The organism is Bradyrhizobium sp. Ken64, assembly GCF_055807555.1.
In genome coordinates this window covers 303,968-317,168 of sequence record NZ_JBVVPA010000002.1, presented here as the reverse complement: position 1 = coordinate 317,168, position 13,201 = coordinate 303,968, and the positions used below count along the sequence as shown (strand labels likewise).

Below are 13,201 nucleotides of genomic sequence, written 5' to 3'. Positions count from 1 at the left end.
TGCGGACGGCCGGACCAGGAAACTAGTATTGGAACCGAAAGCCGGAGCGCAAAATGACTGCCCTTTCGACAACCGATGCCGAACGGCTCAAGGTCGCCTTCCAACGCTGTCGGGACATGGAGGGCCCGCTGAACGAGCAACTCCGCGCCTATGCAGATGCGGGGCGTGAAATCTTTCCGGCATATGGCGAAGCCGTCGACCGCCTCGTCACAAGGCTAGGCCAGAACGGCGGCGGCGATAACGCGCCGCGACCAGGCGAGGCAATGCCGCCTTTCATGCTGCCTGACGAGACCGGACGGCTGGTCTCGCTGCCGTCGCTACTGACGGACGGCCCGGTCGCGGTGATGTTCTTCCGCGGCCATTGGTGTCCCTATTGCCGGCTCAATGTCCGCGCCGTGATCCAGGCGCAGGATCGCATCGCGGCAATGGGCGCGCAGATCGTGGCGATCATGCCGGAAACGCAGGAGTTCGCCGGCGTATTCAAAGCTGATTCGAGTGCGCCGTTCCCGGTGCTTACCGATCTCGATAACGGCTATGCGTTGTCTCTCAACCTGGCCATCTGGCTCGGGACGGAGATCCAGCAGCTGCTGTCCTACCAGGACATGGCGAGATTTCACGGCAACGATGGGTGGATGTTGCCGATCCCCGCCGTATTCGTGGTCGGCCGCAATGGTCTCGTGAAAGCCCGCTTCGTCGATCCTGATTTCCGCAAGCGCATGGAGATTGACGATCTGCTCGAGGCGCTCGAAAGCGCGAGCCGTGAACACTGAGCTTCGTGCGAGGTGAGCTCTGTTCATTCCCGTAGGGACAGTAGCCCCCGACACTATCCCGCAATCGGTCGCCAGTCCGCGCCGCGCAGCATGCGCATCACGGCGTTGGCGACCGCCGTGCGCTGGCGGCCCGCGACGCCATAGAGATTGACGGTGCGCCGCGCATCCAGCCCTGAGACGGCGGTTCGCTTCAGGCTGTCCGGGACCGGTGAGGTGTGCGGCAGCATGGCGACGCCGATATCGGCCTCGATCAGTTCGATCAGGTCGCGTTCGCTGGAAATTTCGTGGCCGCGATCGAAGTCGATGCCGTGTTCGCGAAGGCTCGCCCCGATACGCTTGGCGTGCTCACAATAGTTGCGGACGAGCAATTGCTCGGCGCGGAGATCATCCAATTCGATGCTGCTGCACTCGGCGAGCCGATTCTCTTTGCTGACGACGAGCTCGAAAGGTTCGGTGAACAGCGGCCAGACGTCGAGACGATCCCAGGCTTCGTCGATCTCGGCGGCGATGCCGAGTTCGGCTTCGCCCTTTTTCAGGAATTCGCCGACCTCGCGGCTCGAGCCGCGCAGGAAACGGAGTTCGAGCCGGTTGAACTGTCGTTTGATTTCGTTGAGGTGCGGGATGAGCAGCGCCAGATCGATCGAATGCGTCAGGGCGACCCTCAGGGCGCCGATCTCGCCGCTTCGAAACGAGGAGGCGAGCGAACGCGCACCGGCGGCGGCATCATAGCATTGCTTCAGCAGCGGATGCATGCGCTGGCCGAGCTCGGTCAATTGCGCCGCGGGGCGTTCGCGGCGAAACAGATCGCCGCCGAGCTCGGCCTCGAGCTGCTTGATCGCACGCGTCAGCGAAGGCTGCGTCACGTTGCAGTCCTCGGCGGCACGCGTGAAGTTCAAGAGTTGCGCCACCGCGAGGAAATAGCGGACCTGGTGCATTTCCATGGATCGGCTCCTGGCAAAACCGACCGGAACCTAACCGATTAGCCAGGCGAATGACATCCCGACCGTGATAGCGCGCGGGCATGGTTTCGGAAGCCAACGGGCATTTCCTTAGGAATGGGTCATCCCCCAGAGTTGGCGAAAGCCAGGGTCCGCGCGGCGCGGGCCTCATTGGAGGGATTTGCACCATGAATATTCCGGTCAAACCACAGACCTCGGTATCCTCACGCGCGCTCGCCGGCAAGATTGCGCTGGTGACCGGTTCGACCAGCGGCATCGGGCTCGGCATCGCCCGAGCGCTTGCCGCAGCCGGCGCCGACATCGTGCTGAACGGCCTCGGCGCCGCTGACGAGATCGGCAGGACGCGCGAGCAGATCGCCGCCGATTTCGGCGTCAACGCCAGCTTCTCGCCGGCGGACATGACGAGGCCAAAATCCATCGCGGAGATGATTGCGGCCACCATAGCCCAATGCGGCCGGCTCGACATCCTCGTCAACAATGCCGGCATCCAGCATGTGGCGCCCCTCGATCAATTCCCGGTCGAGAAGTGGGACCAGATCCTGGCGATCAACCTGTCGTCGGCCTTCCACACCACCCGAGTTGCGCTGCCGGCCATGCGCAAGAATGGGTTTGGCCGGATCATCAACATCTCCTCGAGCCATGGCCTGGTCGGATCACCGTTCAAGGCCGCCTATGTCGCCGCCAAACACGGCATCGTCGGGCTCACCAAGGTGACGGCACTCGAGACGGCTGAAGAAGGCATCACCTGCAACGCGATCTGCCCCGGTTACGTCTACACGCCGCTGGTCGAGGCGCAGATCGACGGGCAGGCGAAAGCACACGGCATCTCGCGCGACCAGGTGATCCACGATGTGCTGCTGGCGCAGCAGCCAAATAAGCGCTTCTCGACGGTCGAAGAGCTCGGCGCGCTCGCCGTGTTTCTGTCGACCGATGCGGCGGCCACGATCACCGGTATTGCGTTGCCCGTCGACGGAGGCTGGACCGCGCATTGAAGGCGAGTGCGTAACAAACGATCGCGAGGAACGAACATGGCAAGGATACGGGCTCTCAGGGAGCAGGATATGAACGGTGTGAAGCGCGATACCAGCGTGTCGAAAGATCTGCCCGGCCAGGTGGTGCTGGTGCTTCAGGGCGGCGGTGCGCTCGGGTCCTATCAGGCCGGGGTGTACCAGGCACTGCACGAGGCCGGCATCGAGCCGGACTGGATCATCGGCACCTCGATCGGCGCCATCAATGCCTGCCTCATTGCGGGCAACGCGCCTGATCAACGGCTGCAGCGCCTGAAGGAGTTCTGGAAACGAATGGAGCAAAATCCGGTCTGGAATCTGCGCACCGCGTTTCCCGGCTTCAACGAAAAGCTCGCCTATTGGTCGATCGTGACCCACGGCATTCCCGGCTTCTTCCGCCCCAATCCATTGGCGCATGCGGGCGATTCCTATCCGCTCGGAGCCGATCACGCCGGCTTCTATTCGACGGCGCCGCTGGAGCGGACGCTGCTCGAGCTCGTCGATTTCGGCCGGATCAATCGCTGCGTGCCACGGTTGACGGTCGGTGCCGCTCACGTCCGCAGCAGCCAGATGCGCTATTTCGACAGCCGCGACGGCGAGCTGACGGTGAAGCATGTCATGGCGTCAGGCGCGCTGCCGCCGGCGTTTCCGGCCGTGCGCATCGATGGCGAGCTCTATTGGGACGGCGGCATCCTGTCCAACACGCCGACGGAAGCGGTCTTCGACGACAATCCGCGCAAGGACTCGCTGATCTTCGCCGTACACCTATGGAACCCCGTCGGCGCCGAGCCGACCACCATGGCGGAGGTGCTGAACCGGCACAAGGATGTGCAATATTCCAGCCGGATCGCGAGCCAGATCGCGCGCCAGCAGCAAGCCCATCGCCTGCGCCACGTCATCAACCAGCTCGCCGCGCGACTGCCCGAGGGCGAGCGCAGCGATCCGGCCGTGAGGGAGTTGACCAGCTACGGCTGCCCGACCAGGATGCATGTCGTGCGCCTGCTTGCGCCGCAGCTCGACCGCGAGAGCCACACCAAGGATATCGACTTCAGTCCGTCCGGCATCATGCGGCGCTGGGATGCCGGCTATTCGCACACCAAGTCCGTGCTGGAGCGAAGGCCGTGGGTTGGCGAGTTCGATCCGCTCGCGGGCGTGGTGCTGCACGAACATATGGACGTCATGCCGATTGCGGCAGAGTAAGGGCTTCGTCCGTCATTGTTTCTCGCAGTGACGATTTCACGGGAAGGCAGTCCGGGTTATTGTCGCCCGCTGTCTTCGTCGCGAGGCCTTGCAATTGGTCGCTGAGAGAGATCTGGAATCTGCCCTCGATCACGTCCGCGCCGATGCGGCGGGACCGGTTGCCGGCGTGTTCGGCCCTGACACGGTGACCTGGCAGATCGACCGCGAGGCCGTGATCTTTCTCGGCGCCGGTCGCGCGCTGTTGCTGCAGCTCGCGCATCCCTGGGTCGCCGCCGCCATCGCCGAGCATTCGAAAACCTTTGCTGATCCGATCGGACGATTTCACCGTACCTTCGACATCGTCTTTGCCATGGTGTTCGGCTCGCTTGACCGCGCGCTGTCATCGTCGCGGCAATTGCACCGGCGCCACAGCATGATCGTCGGCGAGATGCCGGAGACCGTCGGTCCGTTCGCGGCAGGCTCGCGCTACTGTGCCAACGACATCCCGTCGCTGCGCTGGGTTCATGCAACGCTGGTCGAGACCGCGCTGATGGCGCACGATCTGGTTTTGCCGCCGCTCTCGGCGGAGGAGCGCGAACGCTACTGGACCGAGAGCCAGCTGTTCGGTGCCCTGTTCGGATTGACGGCGCACGATCTGCCGGCGGACTGGTCGGGCTTCGCGGCCTACACGGCGGCGATGGCGCAATCAGACACGCTGACTGTCAGTCCGGCGGCGCGCGAGATTGCCGCGCAGATCTTTGGTGGCGCGCGCCCGTGGTTGCGTCCGCCGCGCTGGTATCGCGCGCTCACGGGAAGCCTGCTGCCGGAACGCCTGCGTGTGGGATTTGGGTTCGAGCTCGATGAGCGCGACACCAGATCCGCCGAGAACGCGCTGCAATGGATACGGAGGGTCTATCCAAGATTGCCAGACCGGCTGCGCTACGTCGGTCCCTACCAGGAAGCGCAAGCGCGGCTGCGCGGCGAACCGCAGCCCGACTGGATGACACGGTGCCTCAACAGGATCTGGATCGGCCGCCCGCAGATGGATCGGCGCGGCAAGGAACGAAGTGCTCCGCCCCTAACCCCGTCATCCTGAGGTGCGAGGCTTGCGATGCGACTGCATCGCAAGGGGAGCCTCGAAGGATGCACGGCCCCGTTGCTGCAGCCGGGCCGTCGCCCTTCGAGGGCCGCTGAAGAAGCGGCCACCTCAGGGTGACGGGAGATGGAGTGGCGCTCACACCGCCGCCAGCTTCCGGTACAGCGCGTTGTAGCTGCCGGCCGGGATGCTCCAGGAGAACGACCGTCCCATCGCACTGCGACGCATGGTGTCGAGCTGGTCCTGCGCCATGAAGGCGGAGAACGCCCGGCGGACGCCGCCGAGGAAGGATTCGTGCGAAGGTTTTGAGAACAGGAAGCCGGTTTCGCCGTCGGTGATGGTCTCGGCGAGGCCGCCGGTCTGGTGGCCGATCGGCAGCGAGCCGAAGCGCTGGGCGTACATCTGGCTGAGCCCGCAGGGCTCGAAGCGTGACGGCATCAATGTGAAGTCGCTGCCGGCGAAGATGCGGCGCGCCTGGGCCTCGTTGAAGCCGATCACGACCCCGATCGCGTCAGGCCGCCGGCGATGCGCGTCGATCAGCGCCTGCTCGAGCGCCGGCTCGCCGGAGCCGGTGACCACGATCTGCCCGCCGGCATCGACGATCTCGTCGGCCGCCGCCAGCACGAGATCAATGCCCTTCTGGTGCACCAGCCGGGCGACGATGCCGAACATCGGGCCGCGCGACACCGCAAGCCCGAACTGCTTACGCACATAGTCGGCATTGGCCTTCTTGCCGATCCAGTCGCCGGCGCCGAACTGCTGGGCAAGCTGGGCGCAGGAACGCGGGTCCCAGCTCTCGTCGATGCCGTTGAGGATGCCGGTGAGCTCGGCCGCGTCCGAGCGGACTCGAAGCAGACCTTCGAGACCGCAGCCGAATTCATCCGTGGTGATCTCCCGCGCGTAGGTGCCGCTGACGGTGGTGAGATGCGAGGCGTAGACCAGCCCGGCCTTGAGGAAGGAGAGCTGGTCGTAGAACTCGACGCCGTCGATGTGGAAGGAGCTCTCCGGTGCGCCGATCCGCCGCAGCGAGTCCTTCGGGAAGAGGCCCTGATAGGCGAGGTTGTGAATGGTCAGGATCGACGGCAGCTTGGAGCCGCGCCAGGCGAGGTAGGCCGGCACGAGCGAAGCCTGCCAGTCATTGGCATGGATCAGGTCTGCTGCCCAATCCTTGTCCAGCGTGCCCATGGCCAGCTCAGCGGCGGCCGAGGCAAAGCGCGCGAAACGGATGTCGTTGTCGGGCCAGTCGCGCCCGGACTCGTCGCCATAGGGGTTGCCAGGCCGGTCGTAGAGTTGCGAGCACAACAGCACATAGACCGGCAGGCCGTCCTTGGTCGCGGCGCGGCCGAGCGAGCAGGCCGGCATCTCCGCAAAAGGCGGACAGCGGCCAACGACTTGAATATGCGTGAGTTGTTCGATGATGTCGCGATAGCCGGGCAACATGACCCGGATGTCGGCGAAAGGACGAAGGGCTCGGGGGAGTGCAGCGGAAACGGCTCCAAGTCCGCCGACGCGGACAAAGTCGTCCATTTCTGTCGTAACGAACAAGACCCTCAAGAACTGCTGCCCTCTGCCGGAGCCCGATTGCTGCTATGCAAGAACGGGTCCAGTTGCCCTGGAATTCCCAAGCCCGCCCGCGAGACGTGTCTGTTCGGTAAAGACTTTCCTACTCAGCCGCCGCCCTCTAGGGTCGGCGCACTAACAACAGAGAACTTCGATAAGTTCCTAAGTGACTCGAGGACGCAAGCAGGCATGCAGCTATCAGATAAGCATGAGAGGACCACGACAAAGGCCTTCGCCGGCCTCAGGGTCCTGGATTTTTCGACCACGATCGCCGGTCCCCATTGTGCGCGGATGCTCGCCGACATGGGCGCCGAGGTCATCAAGATCGAGACCGACGGCGGCGAGACGATGCGGACCCGGCCGCCGCTACGCAAGGGCTGCAGCACCGTTTTCGGCCAGCTCAACGTCGGCAAGAAGAGCGTCGTGCTCGACCTCAAGTCCGAGGACGGCAAGGAGGCGGTTCGCCGGCTGGCCGCGACTGCCGACATCCTGGTCGAGAATTTTCGCCCCGGCGTGATGCATCGGCTGCGGCTCGACTATGACAGACTGCACGCCGTCAACCCGAAGCTGATCTACTGCTCGATCTCGGGCTACGGCCAGAGCGGCCCGTCGGCCGAGCTGCCGGCCTATGCGCCGGTGATCCATGCAGCCTCCGGCTACGATATGGCGCATCTCGCCTACCAGCCCGGCCGCAGCCGCCCGGATTATTGCGGCATCTACCATGCCGACGTCGTCACCGGCACCTACGGATTTGGCGCGATCGCGTCGGCGCTCTACCAGCGCACCCTGACCGGGCTCGGCCAGCACATCGACGTTTCCATGCTGGAATCGATGCTGACGCTGACATTGATCGAGTTGCAGAACTCGCAGTTCACCGTGAAGCCGCCGCCGCGTCCGATGTTTGGGCCGACCGAGACGGCGAGCGGTTACGTCATGATCACGGTTGCCAGCGAGAAGACGTTTCAGGGACTGATGGGGGTGATCGGCCGCCCGGAATGGATCTCCGATCCGCGCTTCTCCACCTATGCCGCGCGTCGCGATAATTGGGCCGACTTGATGGACGGTGTCGAGGCCTGGTCGCGGCAGCTCTCGACCGATGTCTGTCTTGTCGCGCTAGGTGCGGCGGGCGTGCCGGCGTCGGCCTACCGCACTGTGTCCGAAGCACTGGCCGATCCGCAGCTTACGCATCGTGAGGCGCTCTCGTCTGTGGAGGACGAAGGCGGCACGTTCCAGGTCCTCAATCTGCCGTTCCGGATGTCCGGTGCCGACACGGCGCCGGCCAGGACGATGGCCGTGCTTGGCGAGCACACCGACCGGCTGCGCGCGGAGATCGGGCTCACCGACAATGCGCCAATTCCGTCAGGCAAAACAGCCGTGCAAGGCTGAGGGCAAGTCTCACGGCAAATCTGAGGGGAAGGCTGATGGATACCACGCTGCGGCATGCAATGCGGCCGTGCGCGTGGCCGGCTTGCCATCGTCCGTCAGCCTAAATTAGACAGGTCCGCGTTTGTCTCGTCCTGCCGCCCATGGCATGGTGGCGACGACAAGAAAAGTATCCGGGAGGACGCCAATGAAAAGTTTCAAGGTCGCCGATTTCAAGGCGCCGCTGCAGGAGTTCGACGAGGCGACGCCGCAGCCGTCCGGCACGCAGGTGCTTATCAAGGTCAAGGCCGCCGGCGTCTGCCACAGCGACCTCCACATCTGGGAAGGCGGCTACGATCTCGGCCACGGCCGCAAGCCGCTCTCGCTGAAGGACCGCGGCATCAACCTGCCGCTGACCATGGGGCACGAGACCGTCGGCGAGGTCCTGGCGTTCGGCCCGGACGTGAAGTCGTCGGACCAGGGCGACGTGAAGATCGGCGATGTCGGCCTGGTCTATCCCTGGATCGGCTGCGGCAAATGCGCAACGTGCCTCGCCGGTGACGAGAACATGTGCCTGACACCGCGTTCGCTCGGCGTCTATTGCGACGGCGGCTATTCCGACCACATGCTGGTGCCGCATCCGCGCTATTTGCTCAATCTTAGAGGCCTCGATCCCGCGTCGGCTGCACCCTACGCCTGCTCGGGCGTCACGACCTACAGCGCGCTGAAGAAGCTCGAGCAGCACTTCGACACGCCGATCGTGATGTTCGGTGCCGGCGGACTTGGCCTGATGGCACTGTCGCTTCTGAAGGCGATGGGCGGCAAGGGCGCGATCATGGTCGACATCGACGCGAAGAAACGCGAAGCCGCGGAGAAGGCCGGCGCGCTCGCGACCGTCGATCCCAAGGCGCCCGACGCGCTGGAGCAGCTTGCCAAGAAAGCCGGTGGTCCCATCCGCGCCGTGCTCGATCTGGTCGGCAACGCCGCCACCACGCAACTCGGCTTCGACTGCCTGACCAAGGGAGGCAAGCTCGTGATCGTCGGCCTGTTCGGCGGCGGTGCGACCTGGGCACTGCCGCTGATCCCGATCAAGGCGGTGACGATCCAGGGCAGCTATGTCGGCAATTTGCGCGAGACGCAGGAGTTGCTCGACCTCGTGCGCGCGAAGAACATAGCGCCGATCCCCGTGACGCGGCAGCCGCTCGCCAAGGCCAACGACGCGCTGGTGCAGTTGCAGCAGGGCGCGGTGGTTGGCCGCACGGTGCTGACTCCGTAACATCCGCTCTATCCGCCGTCATTGCGAGCGTAGTGAAGCAATCCAGAAATCCCTCCGCGGACACAGTCTGGATTGCTTCGTCGCAAGAGCTCCTCGCAATGACGAGTCTCTCTCCTTCATTCGGAAACCCGATGTCCGCAAATAACGCCTTCCACATTGCCGTGCTCGCCGGTGACGGCATCGGTCCCGAAGTCATGGCGCCGGCCATCGAAGTCCTGCGCAAGATCGAGACGAAATCCGGCTTGAGCTTCCGCTTCACCGAGGCGCCGGCGGGCGCCAATCATTATCTCGCCACCGGCAAGTCGATGCCCGACACTACCATCAAGCTGTGCGAGGAGGCGGACGCGATCCTGCTCGGCGCCTGCGGCCTGCCGTCGGTGCGTTATCCCGACAACACCGAGATCGCGCCGCAGATCGAGTTGCGCTTCATCTTCGATCTCTATGCCGGTGTGCGCCCGGCGCGTCTCATTCCGGGCGTGCCGAGCCCGATCGTCGGCGCCGACCAGCGTGGCATCGATCTCGTCGTGATCAGGGAGTCCACCGAAGGCCTGTTCGCCTCGATGGGCAAGGGCGTCGTCACCCATGAGGAGGCGCGCGAGACCATGGTGATCACGCGCAAGACGTCCGAGCGCCTGTTCGAGTTCTCGTTTCGCCTCGCCGAGCGGCGCAAGGCGCGCGGCAAGCCCGGGGCGCTGGCCTGCGTCGACAAGGCGAACGTGTTCAAGGCCTTTGCGTTTTTCCGCGGCATCTTCGACGAGATCGCCAAGCGTCATCCGGAGGTGAAGACCGACCGGCTCTATGTCGATGCCTGTTCGGCGATGCTGGTGAAGCGTCCCTGGGATTTCGACGTGATGGTAATGGAGAACATGTTCGGCGACATCGTCTCCGACATCACCGCGAGCCTGATCGGCGGCCTCGGCATGGCGCCGTCGGCCGACATCGGCGACAAGTACGCCGTGTTCCAGCCGTGCCACGGCACCGCGCCCGACATCATGGGGCAGGGCAAGGCCAATCCCACCGGGATGATCCTATCGGCTGCAATGATGCTGGACTGGCTCGCCGACAAGCACGGCGTCGAGGGCGCGGCCGAGGCCGGCGAGCAAATCGAGCGCGCCGTGGACAAGGTCTACGCCGGCGGCCTCAAGCCGATGGAGTTCGGTGGCAGTAATGGCACAGCCGACATCACGAAGGCGGTGCTCGCGGCGCTGTAGTCAAGGAATAGGGGCCTCGCGGCCCCTTGTAGTTCACCAGCGACGCCAGTGGTGGCGGTGGCCCCAGCCCCACGGACGTGGGCCGTAGAAGCGTCGCGGGCCGCCGTAATAGCCGTAGGCGCCATAATAGTTCGGACGCCGGAAGCAGCGACCCCAGGGGTTGCAGACCCAGCGCACCTGATCGACGTCGACTGCCGGGCCGCTCGCGATACGGTCGGCCTGCGGAATGCCGTTCGGCATCGCCGCCAGTGCGTGTCCTGACATGAGCGCTGCGCCGCCCAGGGCAGCCAGACCAACAACGGCAAATTTGAGTTTCATCGCAATCTCCCTCTCTTGATGGCGAGAGAACTTCCAGCAAATCAGCTGGTTGCTATGGTGTTGCAGCGGCGTGGGAATTTAATCTTCCTGAATGCATGTTCACGTTGCCTGCCGTCGTTGCTGCGCGTCGTGGCAATGACGGAATCACCGTCCCTGGAACTGCGGCTTGCGCTTCTCCATGAAGGCCTGCCGGCCCTCGCGAAAGTCGGCGCTGTCCATGCAGGCCGTGCCGACGGCCCTGATTGCCTCCATGTCGCGCGCGCTTTCGTCCTTCAGCACCTGAGCGATGGTGAGCTTGGCGGCCTTGATCGCGAGTGGCGCATTTTGCGAGATCGTTTCGGCGATGCCCATGGTCTCGCCCCAGAGCTGATCCTCCGGAACCACGCGCTCGACCAACCCGATGCGCAGCGCTTCCGACGCATCGATGCGCATGCCCGTATACATCAGGAGTCGGGCCCAGGACGGTCCGACCAGCGACACCAGGTGCTTCAATCCATCATAGCCGTAGGCGATGCCGAGTTTCGCCGCGGGAATGCCGAACTGGCTGCCATGGGAGGCGATGCGGATGTCGGCGAGCATCGCCACCTGCATGCCGCCGCCGAGGCAGAAACCCTGGATGCAGGCAATGGTCGGCTTGGGATAATCGGCGAGCAGCGCGCGCTGGGCGGCGCTGCGTTTGCCATATTCCTCGGAAGCGGCGGCGTTATGCCGAGTCTTCTCGAACTGGCTGATGTCGGCGCCCGATACGAACGCCTTGCCGCCGGCGCCGCGCAGGATGACGACGCGCACGGCAGCGTCGTCGCGCAAGGCCGTCAGCGCCTCGCCAAATCCTTCCCACATCTCCAGCGACATCGCGTTGCGCTTGTCGGGATTGTTGAAGGTGATCACGCCGACGCCACCGGCTGTGTGCTTGAGGATATTGCCGTCGGCGTAGGGAATTTCGGTCGTGCTTGATATGTCGGACATCGCGCTCGCTTTCGTTGGCGAGGTGCAATGTTCGGCCGGGGCGAGGCCAGGGTCAACCGCGGCAGCGGAGGTGGCTTTGCAGTCGCCTGTGCCGCGATTGCATGGCGCGGTCTATCTCGTCATGTGCGCGGTCAGCGGATGGCTGCCGGCATTGCTGAAGAAGGCCGCCTCTTCGGCGGTCGCCTCCAGCAGCTGCTCGTCCTGGTTATAGACGTCGTTGCGGAACTGGACGGTCTGGTCCCTGGTCATCCACGCCGTGAGATAGATCCAGGCCACCGGCACTTTCTTCACCATGGCGACGTCGAGATGCTGGCCGCTGGCGATTTCCGCGTCGATCGCGGCGCGGCTCCATTTCGGCTGGTCCTTCAACAGCCATGCGGCGAGATCGCGCACATTGTCGACGCGCGAGCAGCCATGAGAATCGAAGCGGTAGTCATCGCTGAACAGATTGCGCTGGTTGGTGTCGTGCATGTAGACCGAGTAGGAATTCGGCATGTCGATCTTGACTGCGCCGAGCGCGTTGAACGTGCCGTTGTGCTGGCGCACGGTAAAATTCGGCGTATGCGTGCCCGACCAGTCGACCGAATTCGGGTCGATCGGATTGTCGTGGGCGTCGAGCACCTCCATGTGCATGCGCGACAGATAGGTGGGATCCTTGCGCATATGCGCGGAGATCTCGGTCTTGGCGATCGAGGAGGGCACCGTCCAGGTCGGATTGAGGACGACGCTGCTGATCTGGGCCGTCAGCGTCGGCGAGGGCTTTTCGGTCTTGCCGACGATCACGCGATAACGCCTTACCACGACGTCGTTCTCGACCGCTTCGGCGAAGGCGGCGGGGATGTTGACGACGACATAGCGCTGGCCGAAGCCGAAATTCATGTTCTCGAGCCGCTGCAGCGAAGCCTCGAGCTGCCGGATGCGCTTTTGCACCGGCACGTTCATCGCCGCGATCGTGCGCGGCGTCATCGTCCCGGTCGGCGCGAGGCCGTGGCGGGCCTGGAAGCGTTTTACGGCATCGGCGAGATCCTGGTCGAAGGCGCCGCTCGCCTTGTCGGCGGAAAGATCGCCGGAGACGACCAGCCGCTTGCGCAGGACATCGTCATTGGCGCCCTGGGCGCCGGGCGCGAATTTGGCGTCTGCCGGGATCGCCGGCCAGCCGCCGCGCACTGCCAGATCGGAATAGCTGAGAGCCGCATCCTTGATGCGCTGGGCGGATCCTTCGTCATAGGTCGGCTCATGCGTCAGCGCGAGCGCCGCGGCCGAACGGCTCTCTGCCGTCGAAGCGGACCCCGGCGCGGCAGTTTTCGGTGCGGCTGCGTGGGCCGGATTGGCGGTGGCCGGCACCGTGCCAGCCGTAGTCGCCGGCTTGGGCCCGGCCTGTCCAATGGTCTCGGTCTGAGCAAGCGCAGAGGCACTCGCAAGCATGCCGACGGCAATGATCATCGCATGGCGCTTCGACATGTGTCCCATCTTCCCATGAGAGCGAGGCCCGGACGA

Annotated in this window: 12 protein-coding genes; 7 read left to right on the top strand and 5 right to left on the bottom strand. The window is 64.5% G+C overall.

The genetic code is table 11. The annotated features are described in order from the left end of the window. The first annotated feature begins 53 nt into the window (after nt 1-53). Complete coding sequence (locus AC0L2F_RS04625; protein ID WP_063993256.1) at nt 54-770, top strand: peroxiredoxin-like family protein; 717 nt, start codon at nt 54-56, stop codon at nt 768-770. Between the two features lie 53 nt (nt 771-823). Here the strand turns inward: AC0L2F_RS04625 and AC0L2F_RS04620 are convergent, their stop codons facing one another. Further along, a complete protein-coding gene (locus AC0L2F_RS04620) occupies nt 824-1,711 on the bottom strand; it encodes a LysR family transcriptional regulator (protein WP_063993255.1) in 888 nt (295 codons plus the stop codon). Nucleotides 1,712-1,896: 185 nt separating this feature from the next. Here AC0L2F_RS04620 and AC0L2F_RS04615 point away from each other — a divergent pair, with 185 nt between their 5' ends. From AC0L2F_RS04615 to AC0L2F_RS04605, 3 genes are all read left to right on the top strand, one after another. Next, entirely contained in the window at nt 1,897-2,721 is an 825-nt protein-coding gene (locus tag AC0L2F_RS04615) for a 3-hydroxybutyrate dehydrogenase (RefSeq protein ID WP_473247642.1), read from the top strand. Nucleotides 2,722-2,790: 69 nt separating this feature from the next. Further along, the gene (locus tag AC0L2F_RS04610) at nt 2,791-3,936 is read left to right on the top strand and encodes a patatin-like phospholipase family protein (protein WP_473247641.1); all 1,146 of its coding nucleotides are present in this window, start codon (nt 2,791-2,793) and stop codon (nt 3,934-3,936) included. Nucleotides 3,937-4,030: 94 nt separating this feature from the next. Beyond that, nucleotides 4,031-5,011: an oxygenase MpaB family protein gene (locus tag AC0L2F_RS04605; RefSeq protein ID WP_473247640.1), complete on the top strand. Its 981-nt coding sequence runs from the start codon at nt 4,031-4,033 to the stop codon at nt 5,009-5,011. A gap of 138 nt (nt 5,012-5,149) precedes the next feature. Here the strand turns inward: AC0L2F_RS04605 and glgA are convergent, their stop codons facing one another. Beyond that, a complete protein-coding gene (gene glgA, locus AC0L2F_RS04600) occupies nt 5,150-6,565 on the bottom strand; it encodes a glycogen synthase GlgA (protein ID WP_473247639.1) in 1,416 nt (471 codons plus the stop codon). A gap of 195 nt (nt 6,566-6,760) precedes the next feature. Between glgA and AC0L2F_RS04595 the strand changes: the two genes are divergently transcribed. The 3 genes from AC0L2F_RS04595 (at nt 6,761) to AC0L2F_RS04585 (ending at nt 10,420) form a co-directional block, all read left to right on the top strand. Further along, nucleotides 6,761-7,957 (top strand): CaiB/BaiF CoA transferase family protein, encoded by a 1,197-nt coding sequence (locus tag AC0L2F_RS04595; protein WP_473247638.1) that lies wholly within the window; start codon nt 6,761-6,763, stop codon nt 7,955-7,957. Nucleotides 7,958-8,141: 184 nt separating this feature from the next. Beyond that, nucleotides 8,142-9,209, top strand: a complete 1,068-nt coding sequence (locus AC0L2F_RS04590; RefSeq protein WP_473247637.1) for an alcohol dehydrogenase — start codon at nt 8,142-8,144, stop codon at nt 9,207-9,209. A 131-nt stretch (nt 9,210-9,340) separates the two neighbouring features. Continuing rightward, on the top strand, nt 9,341-10,420 hold the full coding sequence (locus tag AC0L2F_RS04585; protein WP_473247636.1) for an isocitrate/isopropylmalate dehydrogenase family protein: 1,080 nt from the start codon (nt 9,341-9,343) through the stop codon (nt 10,418-10,420). A gap of 33 nt (nt 10,421-10,453) precedes the next feature. Here the strand turns inward: AC0L2F_RS04585 and AC0L2F_RS04580 are convergent, their stop codons facing one another. The 3 genes from AC0L2F_RS04580 to AC0L2F_RS04570 form a co-directional block, all read right to left on the bottom strand. Next, nucleotides 10,454-10,738 (bottom strand): hypothetical protein, encoded by a 285-nt coding sequence (locus AC0L2F_RS04580; RefSeq protein ID WP_473247635.1) that lies wholly within the window; start codon nt 10,736-10,738, stop codon nt 10,454-10,456. Nucleotides 10,739-10,882: 144 nt separating this feature from the next. Further along, the gene (locus tag AC0L2F_RS04575; protein ID WP_473247634.1) at nt 10,883-11,704 is read right to left on the bottom strand and encodes an enoyl-CoA hydratase; all 822 of its coding nucleotides are present in this window, start codon (nt 11,702-11,704) and stop codon (nt 10,883-10,885) included. A gap of 111 nt (nt 11,705-11,815) precedes the next feature. Further along, entirely contained in the window at nt 11,816-13,165 is a 1,350-nt protein-coding gene (locus AC0L2F_RS04570) for a L,D-transpeptidase family protein (protein ID WP_473247633.1), read from the bottom strand. Nucleotides 13,166-13,201: the final 36 nt, after the last annotated feature.

What these genes read in the sequence shown, in the direction of transcription:
- AC0L2F_RS04590 (WP_473247637.1), top strand. Translation starts at nt 8,142, where the DNA reads ATGAAAAGTTTCAAGGTCGCCGATTTCAAGGCGCCGCTGCAGGAGTTC.
- AC0L2F_RS04625 (WP_063993256.1), top strand. Translation starts at nt 54, where the DNA reads ATGACTGCCCTTTCGACAACCGATGCCGAACGGCTCAAGGTCGCCTTC.
- AC0L2F_RS04615 (WP_473247642.1), top strand. Translation starts at nt 1,897, where the DNA reads ATGAATATTCCGGTCAAACCACAGACCTCGGTATCCTCACGCGCGCTC.
- AC0L2F_RS04620 (WP_063993255.1), bottom strand. Translation starts at nt 1,711, where the DNA reads ATGGAAATGCACCAGGTCCGCTATTTCCTCGCGGTGGCGCAACTCTTG.
- AC0L2F_RS04595 (WP_473247638.1), top strand. Translation starts at nt 6,761, where the DNA reads ATGCAGCTATCAGATAAGCATGAGAGGACCACGACAAAGGCCTTCGCC.
- AC0L2F_RS04610 (WP_473247641.1), top strand. Translation starts at nt 2,791, where the DNA reads ATGAACGGTGTGAAGCGCGATACCAGCGTGTCGAAAGATCTGCCCGGC.
- AC0L2F_RS04580 (WP_473247635.1), bottom strand. Translation starts at nt 10,738, where the DNA reads ATGAAACTCAAATTTGCCGTTGTTGGTCTGGCTGCCCTGGGCGGCGCA.
- AC0L2F_RS04585 (WP_473247636.1), top strand. Translation starts at nt 9,341, where the DNA reads ATGTCCGCAAATAACGCCTTCCACATTGCCGTGCTCGCCGGTGACGGC.
- AC0L2F_RS04575 (WP_473247634.1), bottom strand. Translation starts at nt 11,704, where the DNA reads ATGTCCGACATATCAAGCACGACCGAAATTCCCTACGCCGACGGCAAT.
- AC0L2F_RS04570 (WP_473247633.1), bottom strand. Translation starts at nt 13,165, where the DNA reads ATGTCGAAGCGCCATGCGATGATCATTGCCGTCGGCATGCTTGCGAGT.